Source organism: Roseateles depolymerans (genome assembly GCF_003387155.1).
Lineage (GTDB): Bacteria > Pseudomonadota > Gammaproteobacteria > Burkholderiales > Burkholderiaceae_C > Roseateles > Roseateles depolymerans.
In genome coordinates this window covers 18,846-30,682 of the sequence record NZ_QUMT01000002.1, presented here as the reverse complement: position 1 = coordinate 30,682, position 11,837 = coordinate 18,846, and the positions used below count along the sequence as shown (strand labels likewise).

The window sequence follows — 11,837 nt, the reverse complement described above, 5'->3', positions numbered from 1 at the left end:
GCACAAGCGGGTACTGCACAGACCGATGCCCGGACGGGCGCCCGCACCGCTGTCGCTCCCGTGCCCCAGACCGCTCTCTCTTCAGGCGCGCCTTCCAACGCCCATACCGAAGACCACGCCGACATCCGCCCGGCGGCATCGCTCAAGTTCGAGAGCGGCTTCGCAGGCCCACCGGCCAGCACCTGGCCGGCCGATGCGCCGCCGGTGCGTTTCTATTTCGCGCCCGGCGCCTCGGCGCCTTCCTGCGGGCTGCTGGTCGCATCTAACCGGCAGGTGCTCCCGCTCTTGGAGCCGGACGAGGGCAGCTCCTTCCCGCAGTGCGTGGGGGTACCGGCCGCGATGGTGCTGCAACAAGGCAGCGAGCGCTTCCTGCTGCTTCGGATCCAGCAGCAGGACACGCGCGAGGACCGCAGCCTGAACGACCTGCTCTTGCTGGAGCGCGGCGGGGTGCCGCAACTGCGAGACGACCTCGCAACGACGTCCGCGCCGGACAGCAGCAAGCCCCTCACCCAGGTCGCGGCCTGGCTGCGCGCGCGATGGGCGCTGCAGACAGATGCGGACCAGGGTGCGCGCCCGTTGCCGGAACATACAGTGACCACTCCAAGCGCTTACTTGGCGGTGTCGCAGAAGCCCGGCGGGTCGTGCCAGTTTTCGGCAGGGACGCCGGACCGGCCGGCACCGTTGCTGCAGGTGACCCATCCCTGTGAACGGGTGGCGGCCACGTCGGGGTTCCAGCAAGGCGCGGAGTCGTGGTTCGTGGTGCTGCTCGGAGGCGGCACCGGCGTCGGGAGCGTTGGGAGGGGTCAGGCCCTGGTGTTTGTGGTCGATGCCAAAGGCGGCCGTGAGCAGCCCGAACTCGCCGCGGAACTACAGCCGAAAGCGGCCGAGGGAAAAATTCTGCCGCTGCGGCAGGCGCTGCAGAAGCGGGTGACCAAACCCAAAAGCTGATGGCGGCTGTGTCCGCCGGACTGCGGATGGCGATCCACGCTTGCAAGGTGTTGGAACGCCCCTTGGCCGCGATGGCCGCTGTTGGGGTTGTGTCGCCTCTGTGTGCCGGCCACATCGACGCTGCTTGGCAGCCGACGGGATCGCGGCCACCTCACATCCGTATCACAGCCGTCCAGGAACCACCCAGCATCCGGCTGCTGCGCAAAACGGTCTCAGTCCTGCGCGTCGCGCAGCGTCTGCACCACCGGTCGCTGCAGCACCCCGCGCAGGGCCCACCAGCCCGCCAGTTGAGCCAGCAGCGCCCCACCCACCGTCGTGCCCAGCAGCACCCAGGGTTTGAACTGCCATTCGAAGTCGAAGGCATACCGGGTCAGCGCCCAGCCCATGGCCTGGGCCGCCAGCCCCGCCAGCAGCCCAGCCAGCGCCCCCAGCCCCAGCAGCTCGGCCCGCTGCACGGCCGCCATCAGCGCACTGGAAGCCCCCATGGCGCGCATCAGCGCAAATTCGCGGGTACGCGCCTCACGCGACCCCACGGCCGCCACCAGCAGCACCACCACACCCAGCGCCAGCGCCACAGCAAACAGCAGTTGCACCGCCATGCTCACCTGCTCCAGCACCGACTGGATCTGCTTGAGCTCTGCCGACACGTCCACCAGCGTCAGGTTGGGGAAGGCGCGCACCAGGGTGCGATCCAGCGCCTGGGCCTGACCGGCGGGCGCATGGAACGCAGAGATGTAGCTCATCGGCAGGTCCGGCATGTCGGCCTGCGGGAACAGCACGAAGAAGTTGACCCGCATCGAGCCCCAGTCCACCTTGCGCAGGCTGGAGATGCGGGACTCCACCGTCGTGCCGGCAATGTCGAAGGCCAGGCGGTCGCCGAGCTTGAGGCCCAGTTGATCGGCCAGGCCCTGCTCCACGCTCACGCCGCCCTTCTCATCCGGCGTCCAGCGCCCCTGCGACAGCTGGTTGTGGCTGGGCAGTTCCGCGCTGTGGCTCAGGTTGAATTCCCGCTCCACCAGACGCTGCGCCCGCTCCTCCTGGAACTGGCCGGCCCGCACCGGCTGGCCGTTGATGCTGACCAGCCGGCCGCGGATCATCGGGTACCAGTCGTAGTCCTTGACGCCCGCCTTGTCCAGTTCCGACCGAAAGGCCGCCCCTTGATCCGGCTGGATGTTGATGATGAAGCGGTCCGGCGCGTTGGCCGGTGTGGCGGCTCGCCAGCTGTCGATCAGGTCGGTGCGCAGCAGCACCAGCAGTGCCAGTGCCAGCAGGCCCAGCGACAAGGCGCCCACCTGCAGCACCGCAAAGGCCGGACGCGCCGCCACCTGACGGGTGGCCAGCAGCAGCCAGCGCGGCGCCCCCGCCTGCGGCACCAGCCGGCGCAGCGCCAGCACCGCCAGCCAGGCCAGCAAGGCAAACAGCGCCAGCGCCACCACGAAGCCCCCGGTGGCGATCAAGCCCAGGCGCCAGTCGGCCGACAAGGCGGTGAGCACCGCCACGAAGCCCAGCACGCCAGCGCCCAGCACCAGCACGGAGGTGGCCTTGGGCCGCCCCACATCACGGCGAATGACCCGCAGCGGGGGCACCGAGGCCAGTTGCAGCACCGGCGGCAAGCCGAAGCCCAGCAGCAGGCTCATGCCCATGCCCAGGCCCAGCAACACCGGCCAGACGCCGGCGGCGGGCAGGTCCACCGCAATCAGGCCGGCCAGCAGACCGATGAAGACGTAATGCAGCAGGAAGCCCAGCAGGATGCCGACCGCACTGCCCACCCCGCCCACCAGGGCGAACTCCAGGGTGAACACCCAGGACAGACGCCGCTGCGGCTGGCCCAGCACCCGCAGCATGGCGCAGTCGTTCAGATGGCGGTTGGCGAATTCACGCGCGGCCAAAGCCACCGCGATGGCCGCCAGCAGCGCCGCCAGCAAGGCGACCAGGTTGAGGAACTTGGTGGCGCGGTCCAGCGTCTGGCGCATCTCCGGACGGCCCGACTCCAGCGATTCGAGCCGGATGCCGCGCCAGTTGTTGCTGCGCACAGCCTGCTGCGTGTCCGCGGTGAAAGTGCGCACCGCCGCTTCGTTGCCCACCACGCCGTAGCGGTAGGTCACGCGGCTGGCGGGCTGGATCAGGCCCGTGGCTGGCAGGTCCGCCTGCGCCACCATGACCCGCGGCATCAGGTTCATGAAGCCGGCGCCGCGGTCCGGCTCATTGCCGATCTGGCCGGCGATGCGCAGGGAAGCGTCGCCCAGCAGCACCGTGTCCCCCACCTTCACGTTCAGTGCGGTGAGCACCCCTGGATCGACCCACACGCTGCCGGGTGCCGGTGCGCCCGCCTTGCGGCCGTCCGACAGGGTGAGCGCGCCGCGCAGCGGATAACTGGGGCTGACCGCCTTGACCGACACCAGCCGGCTGCCGCCGCCCAGCGTGTCCGGCGCGCGGGCCATGCTGGGGAAGCTCAGCGTCTCCACCGTCTGCATGCCCAGGCGCTTGGCCAGTTCCCGTACGCCGGCGGGCGTGGGCTGGTCGCTGGCCAGGACCACGTCGCCGCCCAGCAACTGGGCCGCATCCCGGCGCAGGCCACGGTCCAGGCGGTCGGACAGGAAAGCCACGGCGCACACCGCCGCCACCGCCAGGATCAGGGCCAGCACCAGCAGGTACAGCTCCCCGGCCCGGGCATCGCGCCAGGTCTGCAGGGCGGTCTGGCGCCACAGCGAGGGAGGACGTCGAGTGGAGGAGGCTGAACCGGTGGCCGGCCAGGCACCGGTGGGCGGAACGGACTGGGACGGAGATTGCGCGCTCATGGCCGCACTGTAGCGAATGACGCGCCTGCCCGTGCTCGGACGTGCAAGCGGATTGAACAGAGCATGCAAGGGGTTTTGATCCTCGACGCCTGGGCGCGCGCTGCAATGAGGGCATGAACATGCACTTCCCTGCCCTCTTTGTGTCGCACGGCTCCCCGATGATCGCGCTGGAACCCGGTGCGACGGGGGCATTCCTGTGCCGTCTGGGCCAGACCCTGGACCGAGACTGGGGCCGGCCCCGGGCGATCCTGGCGATCTCCGCCCACACCACGGCGCGCACACCGGTGCTGCTGGGAGGGGCCCGTCATGAGGCGATTTACGATTTCGGGGGCTTTCCGCAGCCGCTCTATGAACTGCGTTATGACGCGCCGGGGGCGCCCGAGCTGGCGGCCACCGTGGCCCAACAGCTGCAAGCGCCGGTGCTGGACCGCGGCGGCCTGGACCACGGCATCTGGACCGCCCTGCGCTACCTGTATCCGGACGCGGACGTCCCGGTGCTGCCGCTGGCCCTGACGCCGATGGCCACCCCCGCTGAACTGTTTCAGCTGGGCGACCGTCTGCAGGCGCTGTCGCAAGATGGCGTGCTGGTGCTGGCCACGGGCAGCATCACCCACAATCTCCGGCTGTTGATGGCGCAGCGTCCCTGGGGCGGCACACCCTCTGAAGACGATCCGGAAATGCCGGAATCCGGCGCTTTTCGGTCCTGGTTCGCGGATCGGAGTGGGGACAGGGACTGGGAGGCGCTGATGGATTACCGCGTCCAGGCCCCGAATGCAGTGATGATGCATCCCACCGACGAACATCTGTTGCCGTGGTTCGTGGCGGCCGGCGCTGGCGGTCGGGACGTCGCGCCTCGGAGGATCTTCGAGGCGGTGACCTTCGGCTGCCTGGGGATGGATGCTTATGCCTTCGGGCCGCAGGCCGCCGCGCTGGCGGATGCGGTGAAGTGAGGCCCGAATCCACGACGCTGCGCAGCGCATGAATCCGCGCGTGGCATGAGCCTGCGCAGCGCATGGAGCGTCAACGCATGACGCTCCGCCTCTCCAGCATCAAATGAAGATCGCGGCGAGGATGCCCAGGATCAGCGCCCACTTGACGATGTAGTAGCCCAGCCGCGTGCGCTGCTTGAAGGCCTTGAAGAAGATCCGCACCTTGTAGGCGTGGAAGAAGAACTTGTTGAGTCCGCCGATCGGTTCGGACTCCAGGTTCTGTGTGGCCGCGGCGGTCATCACCACCTTGCCGAACCAGCGGTTGAGCCAGCGCATCGGCGCGAAGTGCAGCGGACGCTCCACGTCGCAGAACAAAATCACGCGCTGATGCTGGGTGCTGTTCTCGGCGTAGTGGATGAAGGTCTCGTCGAACATCACCGCTTCGCCGTCCCGCCAGTGGTAACGCTCACCATCGACCTCGATGAAGCAGTCCGGGTGGTTGGGCGTGGTCAGGCCCAGGTGGTAGCGCAGCGAGCCGGCGTACGGGTCGCGGTGACGCACCAGGCGCGCGCCCGGCGGCAGCGACGCAAACATGGCGGCCTTGATGGTGGGAATGCGCTTGAGCAGTTCCACCGTCTTGGGGCACAGCGCCTGGGCGGACTCCATGTCGCGGTCATACCACTTCAGGTAGAACCGCTTCCAGCCGGTGCGGAAGAAGGAGTTGAAGCCGATGTCGTTGTAGCCGGACGCAGCCTTGATATAGCCCTCGTCGTTCAGCCGCAGGGCTTCATCGCGGATCAGCTGCCAGTTGTCGCGCAGCAGGTCCAGTTCCTTGAAGTCGTCGGTCTTGAGATAGGGCGTCGCGGGCGGCCGCGAAAACAGGTACATGGCCGCATTGATGGGCGCCAGCAGCACCGTGAAGTCGGTCAGGGCGCGGGCCAGCTTGAAGCGCACACGGCCGCGGAAATGGGCATACAGCGCGGAGGCGATGAAGATCGCCAGCACCCAATAGCGCAAGGGCGGCAGCCATTCAGCCATGTGGACAGGCATGGAATTTCTCTCTAGCTTTGAATTGGTGGCTCAGGGTCCGGCGCCCAGCGGCACGGGCCAGCGGCGCAAGCGCCCTTTTGCATGCGGATCCGCCCCCCGCGGGGAGCCGTCCGGTTGCGGGGCGGGACCGCTCAGCAAGGCTGGGATTATCGCTGGTCCTGCTGGATGTCGCGTGGGGGCGCGGCCACGGGACGCGCATCGTGCGCCTCGTCGTTTGATCAAAGTCCAGTGCTTTCGCTCCGCGGATGTCGTTCCCCGGCGTTACGGACCCAGCATGGCGCACGGGCATTCCGCGACGGGTGTCAGCCCCGGGCCGGTGCGGCGCCTGCCGCCCCGCGAGCGCGAGAGGTGCGGCGATCATCCGCCAGGGACAGCAGCCACACCAGCAGCCCGCCCAGGGCCAGCGCCAGGCCGACCCAGCCGGTGGACGTCCAGCCGTATCCGGCCGCAATCGCCATGCCCCCCAGCCACGGCCCCAGCGCATTGGCGGCGTTGAAGGCCGAATGGTTGAGCGCGGCTGCCAGTGTCTGCGCCTCGCCGGCCACGTCCATCAAGCGGGTCTGCAGAACGGCGCCCAGGCCGCCGCCACAGCCGATCATGAACACCACCGGCAGCAGTGTCCAGAGATGTCCGGCAGCGAACGGGAACAGCGCCAGCGACACCGCGCTCCAGAGCAGGATGCCGCCCACGGTGGGCATGAGCGCGCGGTCGGCCGCCCAGGCGCAGGCCAGCGTGCCGACCGTCATGCCCAGGCCAAAGACGCTGAAGACCACCGGCAGCAGCGACGGGCTGGCGCCGGTCACCTCCAGCAGGGTGGACGCCAGGTAGGTGTAGACGGCAAACATGCCACCAAAGCCGATGGCGCCGATGCCCAGGGTGAGCCAGACCTGCCGCTTGGCCAGGGCGCCCAGTTCCCGCATGGCGCTGGCGCCGGGCTGGACCTTGTCCCGGGGCACATGGGCGGCCACCAGGGCCGCCGTGGCGAGGGACAGCAGCGCCACGATGCCAAAGCCCCAGCGCCAGCCCACCCACTGGCCCAAGGCGTTGGCCAGGGGCACGCCGATGATGGTGGCCACGGTCAGGCCCAGCATCATCATGCTGACGGCCTGGGCCCTGCGCTCGGGCGCGACCAGCGACGCCGCCACCAGCGCGCCAACGCCGAAATAGGCGCCATGCGGCAACCCACTCAGGAAGCGGAACAGCAGCATCGAGTGGTAGCCGGGCGCGACCGCGCTCAGGCCGTTGCCAACGGCGAAGGCCATCATCAGCAGGATGAGCAGTGTGCGACGCGGCAGCCGTGCGCCGAGCGTGGCCAGCACCGGGGCGCCGACCACCACCCCCAGCGCATAGGCACTGATCACCCGCCCGGCTGTGGGGACGTCGATGCCCAGGTCCGGGGAGAAAAACGGAACCAGCGTCATCGCCGCGAACTCGGTCGTGCCGATCGAGAAGCCGCCCAGCGCCAGGGCCAGCAGGGCCCAGAGCAGGTGCGGGTTTCGGGAGTCCGCAGCAGCGGCGGTGGCGGAGGTCGGGACGGCCGGAGAGTTCATGGGCAAGGCAAGCTGACATTCAGGATTCGTTCAGCATTGCAACACGAATGGGCCGAACTGCGTCGGTGTGGGGTCGAAGCCGATGGGAGGCGGGCGAGGGAAGATCGTTCGGGACCGCATTCTCCTCAGCTACAATGGCCAGCAATGCGGGTGTAGTTCAATGGTAGAACGCTAGCTTCCCAAGCTCGATACGTGGGTTCGATTCCCATCACCCGCTCCAGTCGCCTGGTGCCCTTTCCAGCGCGCACTTCTCCAGCGCATCTCCTAAGCGCATCTCCTAAGCGCATCTCCTACGCGCACCTCCTGCACCCCTCCCTGGCGCAGCTCTCCCCTCGTTACCCGACCGCTCGGCTCCAGCGTTCCTTGTCGCGTTGCCGCGCCTGAGCGCCTCGCGCGCTCGCGCCCCAGCCCTCTCACGCTTTCAAAAAAAATTTCTCAACCGGTGTAACCCAATCCGGCAACGGCACGAACTACCCCTCGTGTCCGCTGGGGACGCATTCCCTCTCAACGATTGGAGATCACCATGAGCACCAAGGTCACTGTCACTTCCGCCCTGCTTGCCACCGCTGTCGCCGGTGTGCTGTCCACCGTCGCCCACGCCGGTCCGCTGACCAAGGCCGAGGCCGAAGCCGCCGTCGCCGCCAAGAAGGAGAAGTGCTACGGCGTCGCCCTCAAGGGCCAGAACGACTGCGCTGGCGGCGCCGGCACCAGTTGCCAGGGCAGCTCCACCGAAGACTTCCAGGGCAACGCCTGGAAGTTCGTCCAAGGCGGCACCTGCACCTCCATCAAGGTGCCGGGCGGCGGCCAGGGCTCGCTGACCCCGATCACCAAGCGCTGAGTCCTCCCCCGCTGATCACGCGCTCGTCGGTCCCTGGGCCCGCCTGTCCGCAGGCCCTCCGCTGACGAGTGCGTCGATCTCATGCCCTCCTCCCGCAGGACCCGGAGATCCCGATGGCAGATTCCCTCCAGGCCGGTGCCGGTTTCAAGCCAGCCTTCCTCGACACCCTGCTCCACGACCGCGATCTGCAGCCGGGCACCTTCTTCGAAGTCCACGCCGAAAACTACATGGGGGCCGGTGGGCCGCCGCACCGCGCACTGTCTGCGCTGCGGTCCGCATTCCCGCTGTCCGTGCACGGCGTGGGCATGTCCATCGGCGCACCTGCGCCCCTGGATGCCGCGCACCTTGCCCGTTTCGTCGCAGTCGTGCGGCGCTATGAGCCTGCGCTGGTGTCCGAGCATCTGGCCTGGTCCTCCCACGGCGGGACCTACTTCAATGACCTGCTGCCGCTGCCCTACAACCGCCAGACCCTCGATCAGGTCTGCGCCCATGTGGATCAGGTGCAGACCGCATTGGGCCGGCCCTTGCTGCTGGAGAACCCGTCCACCTATCTGCAGTTCAGCACGTCCGACATGAGCGAGCCGCAATTCCTCCGCGAGGTGATTCGCCGCACCGGCTGTGGGCTGCTGCTCGATGTGAACAACGTGGTGGTCAGTGCCACGAATCATGGCTTCGATGCGCAGGCTTGCCTGCTCGAACTTCCGCTGCAAGCCGTCGGTCAGATCCATCTGGCCGGGCACTCGGAACAGCAGGATGAGCAGGGTCAGCGGCTGTTGATCGACAGCCACGACCGCTGCGTCGCCCCGGAAGTCTGGGCCTTGTATGAGACGTTGGTGTCCCTCACCGGCCCGCTGCCAACCCTCATTGAATGGGACAGCGACCTCCCGGCCTGGGCGGTCTTGAAGGATCAGATGCAACAGGCACGGTCGCGCATGGAAGCCGTCGCGCACGGCGATCGGCAGCCTCGCGCGCATGCAGCTGGATATGCAGCCGGATATGCAGGCTTAGCGCCCTCATCGGAGAGCGCCCATGTCGCCTGACTACGCCGCGCAGTTTGCGCCGGGTCTGCTCCAGCCGGAGCGCACGACCCCTGCCCTCGCGAGGACGGCCAATGGCGCTTCGCTCGTCAAGCGCTACAACGTCTATCGCAACAACGTCACCGTCAGCCTGATCGAGGCACTCGCCGCGACCTTTCCGGCGGTGCAACGCATCACCGGCACCGACTTCTTCCGGGCGATGGCGCGCTTTCACATCCGTGCCACGCCGCCGACCTCGCCGATGCTGTTCGACTATGGACGGGACTTTCCCGCCTTCATCGAGGCCTATCCCTACGCCCAGGAGATGCCGTGGCTGGCCGATGTGGCGCGGATCGAGCGGGCCTGGCTGGACGCCTATCACGCCGCAGATGCCCCCGCGCTCACCGCGCAGGCGCTCGCCGCCCTGCCCGAATCCGCCTTGCCGGATCTGGTGCTGCAGGCCCACCCGGCCACGCGCATGGTGCGCTCGCCCTACCCGGCGGTGTCGATCTTCGCGATGAATCGGCAGCCCGGTCCGGTCACACCGCTGATCCGCAGCGACGCGCAGAACGCCCTGGTGACACGGCCCGACATGGACGTGGAAGTGGCCCATCTGCCGGACGATGCGGCCCACTTCCTCGACCTGTTGCTGCAGGGGCAGCCCCTGGGCAGCGCCGCCGCCGACACCTTCGCCCCCTTTCCCGACTTCGACCTGTCCGCCCATCTGGCCGCGCTGATCAGCGCAGGCACGTTTGCAGCCCTTCCGATGGAGACCCAGCCATGACTTCGCTGAACTCACCCGCCTCGCCCCCCCGCGCATCGATCACCCCCACCTCGACCGGGCCCGGTTCGGGCGTGCTGGCGGCGCTGCCGCGCCTGCTGGACCGGATCGCCCCCACCGGACTGGCAGCACTGCTGCTGCGTCTGGCGGTGGCGGTTCCCTTTCTCAAGTCCGGCCTGCTGAAGTGGGACGGGTTCCTGCATCTGAGCGATGTGGCGGTGACCTTGTTCACCGACGAGTTCCAGCTTCACCTGCCCGGCGGTCCGTATCCCTTCCCGGCCCCGACCGTCATGGCGCTACTGTCGGCCTGCGGCGAGGTGCTGCTGCCGCTGCTGCTGATCGCGGGCCTGGGCTCGCGACTGGCCGCCTGGGCGTTGATGGGCATGATCGTCATCATCCAGCTCACCGTCCCGGACGGGTGGCCGGTGCACCTGACGTGGTTGGCCATGGCGTTCGGCATTGCAGCGTTCGGGCCTGGGCCGGTGTCGGCGGATCATCTGATCCAGCGGCGCTGGTTCCCGGCAGCGGGACACACGCCGAAGCGGGCTTGACCCCCGGGAGCCCCCCATGGACTCGGTCGCACCTTTTGCTGCGTGGCCCCTTGGGATGAACGATGTTGCCTCCATGCCAGCGGCGCCGCCTGCCGCTCCCCCGACGCGCCGCCGCACGGTGGAGAATGCGCCGATGAACGACCGCACGGCCCCCCTCGCCACCGAACAGCATCTGAGGACGCTGTTCCTGGCGGGCATGGACGGCGACGCCCAGGCCTACCGGTCCTTCCTGCAAGCCCTGGGCGGCGTGCTGCGCGCCTTCCTGCGAAAGCGCCTGCACGACAAGCCGCATGACGTGGAGGACCTGGTGCAGGAGATCCTGATCGCGGTGCACAACGGTCGCCACACCTACCTGCCGGAGCAGCCGCTCACGGCCTGGATGTATGCGATTGCCCGCTACAAGATGGCCGACTTCCTGCGCAGCCGCTACCGTCATGAAGCCTGGACCGAGCCGCTGGATGAAGACGCCCACGATCTCTTTGCAGCCTCCGACGACGAGGCCTCCCACGCCCGCCGGGATGTGGACCAATTGCTGGCCCAATTGCCGGACCGGCACCGGCTGCCCATCCTGCATGTGAAACTGCAGGGGCTGTCGGTGGCGGAAACCGCCCAGCTCACCGGTCTGTCGGAATCGGCGATCAAGGTGGGCATCCACCGCGGGCTCAAGGCCCTGGCCCTGATGATTCGAGGAATGACATGAAGACCGATGACCTGGTCGCGATGCTGGCCGCTCAGGCCGGTCCGACCGACCGTTCCGAGCCGCCCCGGCGGTACGCCGCAGCGCTGCTGGTCAGTCTGCTGGGCGCCACCGTGCTGATGCTGATCCTGCTGGGGCTGCGATCCGACCTGGGCGCAGTGGCCGCCACGCCGATCTTCTGGCTGAAGGTGGCCTTCCCGGCCCTGCTGGCGCTGGGCGCGGGTCAGATGATGCTGCGGCTGGCGCGCCCCGGGCTGCCGCTGGGACGCGGCTGGCTGCTGATCGTGTTGCCCCTGGCCGCGTTGTGGCTGGGGGCCCTGGGGTCGCTGGCTGTCGCGCCCTCCACCGAGTGGAAGGCGCTGGTGCTGGGCATGTCCTGGCGCAGTTGCCCGATCAACATCGCGGTGCTGTCGGTGCCCGGTTTCCTGGCGCTGTTTTGGGCGGTGCGTGCGATGGCCCCGACCCGCCTGCGCCTAACCGGCGCCGTGATCGGATTGCTGTCGGGCGCCTGCGCCACCACGGTGTATTGCCTGCACTGCCCGGAGATGCAGCTGGCGTTCTGGTCCGTCTGGTATGTGGCCGGCCTGCTGATTCCCACCGTCCTCGGTGCCCTGCTGGGCCCGCGGTGGCTGCGCTGGTGAGGCGCAGTCAGCAGACGGCGCCAGCGGTCGGCGCCAGC

Annotated in this window: 11 protein-coding genes and 1 tRNA gene; 9 read left to right on the top strand and 3 right to left on the bottom strand. The window is 68.5% G+C overall.

Going from position 1 to position 11,837, the window contains the following annotated elements; genetic code table 11:
- Window positions 1-60 precede the first annotated feature (60 nt).
- The gene (locus tag DES44_RS08130) at window positions 61-948 is read left to right on the top strand and encodes a hypothetical protein (protein WP_211326928.1); all 888 of its coding nucleotides are present in this window, start codon (window positions 61-63) and stop codon (window positions 946-948) included.
- A gap of 212 nt (window positions 949-1,160) precedes the next feature.
- Here DES44_RS08130 and DES44_RS08125 read toward each other — a convergent pair whose 3' ends face one another.
- On the bottom strand, window positions 1,161-3,746 hold the full coding sequence (locus DES44_RS08125) for an ABC transporter permease (RefSeq protein WP_083526016.1): 2,586 nt from the start codon (window positions 3,744-3,746) through the stop codon (window positions 1,161-1,163).
- Between the two features lie 119 nt (window positions 3,747-3,865).
- On the opposite strand from DES44_RS08125, the gene DES44_RS08120 reads away from it, so the two are divergent.
- On the top strand, window positions 3,866-4,696 hold the full coding sequence (locus tag DES44_RS08120; protein ID WP_310732350.1) for a dioxygenase family protein: 831 nt from the start codon (window positions 3,866-3,868) through the stop codon (window positions 4,694-4,696).
- Window positions 4,697-4,795: 99 nt separating this feature from the next.
- Here the strand turns inward: DES44_RS08120 and DES44_RS08115 are convergent, their stop codons facing one another.
- Window positions 4,796-5,692, bottom strand: coding sequence for an aspartyl/asparaginyl beta-hydroxylase domain-containing protein (locus tag DES44_RS08115; protein ID WP_198164994.1), 897 nt, complete (start codon window positions 5,690-5,692; stop codon window positions 4,796-4,798).
- Between the two features lie 335 nt (window positions 5,693-6,027).
- Complete coding sequence (locus DES44_RS08110; protein ID WP_058934509.1) at window positions 6,028-7,275, bottom strand: MFS transporter; 1,248 nt, start codon at window positions 7,273-7,275, stop codon at window positions 6,028-6,030.
- Between the two features lie 146 nt (window positions 7,276-7,421).
- On the opposite strand from DES44_RS08110, the gene DES44_RS08105 reads away from it, so the two are divergent.
- The 7 genes from DES44_RS08105 to DES44_RS08075 all read left to right on the top strand — a co-directional run bounded on the left by DES44_RS08105 (window position 7,422) and on the right by DES44_RS08075 (window position 11,799).
- Window positions 7,422-7,495, top strand: a tRNA-Gly gene (locus DES44_RS08105).
- Between the two features lie 303 nt (window positions 7,496-7,798).
- Window positions 7,799-8,113 carry a BufA1 family periplasmic bufferin-type metallophore gene (locus DES44_RS08100; RefSeq protein ID WP_058937305.1) on the top strand — a complete coding sequence of 105 codons (315 nt, stop codon included), beginning with the start codon at window positions 7,799-7,801 and terminating at the stop codon, window positions 8,111-8,113.
- A 113-nt stretch (window positions 8,114-8,226) separates the two neighbouring features.
- Entirely contained in the window at window positions 8,227-9,153 is a 927-nt protein-coding gene (bufB, locus tag DES44_RS08095) for an MNIO family bufferin maturase (RefSeq protein ID WP_083525468.1), read from the top strand.
- On the top strand, window positions 9,143-9,913 hold the full coding sequence (locus tag DES44_RS08090) for an HvfC/BufC N-terminal domain-containing protein (protein ID WP_058934508.1): 771 nt from the start codon (window positions 9,143-9,145) through the stop codon (window positions 9,911-9,913). Before bufB ends, DES44_RS08090 begins: the two co-directional genes overlap by 11 nt.
- On the top strand, window positions 9,910-10,461 hold the full coding sequence (locus DES44_RS08085) for a DoxX family protein (RefSeq protein ID WP_083525467.1): 552 nt from the start codon (window positions 9,910-9,912) through the stop codon (window positions 10,459-10,461). Before DES44_RS08090 ends, DES44_RS08085 begins: the two co-directional genes overlap by 4 nt.
- Window positions 10,462-10,594: 133 nt before the next feature.
- Window positions 10,595-11,161 carry a sigma-70 family RNA polymerase sigma factor gene (locus DES44_RS08080; protein ID WP_058937302.1) on the top strand — a complete coding sequence of 189 codons (567 nt, stop codon included), beginning with the start codon at window positions 10,595-10,597 and terminating at the stop codon, window positions 11,159-11,161.
- Entirely contained in the window at window positions 11,158-11,799 is a 642-nt protein-coding gene (locus tag DES44_RS08075; RefSeq protein ID WP_058934507.1) for a DUF1109 domain-containing protein, read from the top strand. Before DES44_RS08080 ends, DES44_RS08075 begins: the two co-directional genes overlap by 4 nt.
- Window positions 11,800-11,837 lie beyond the last annotated feature (38 nt).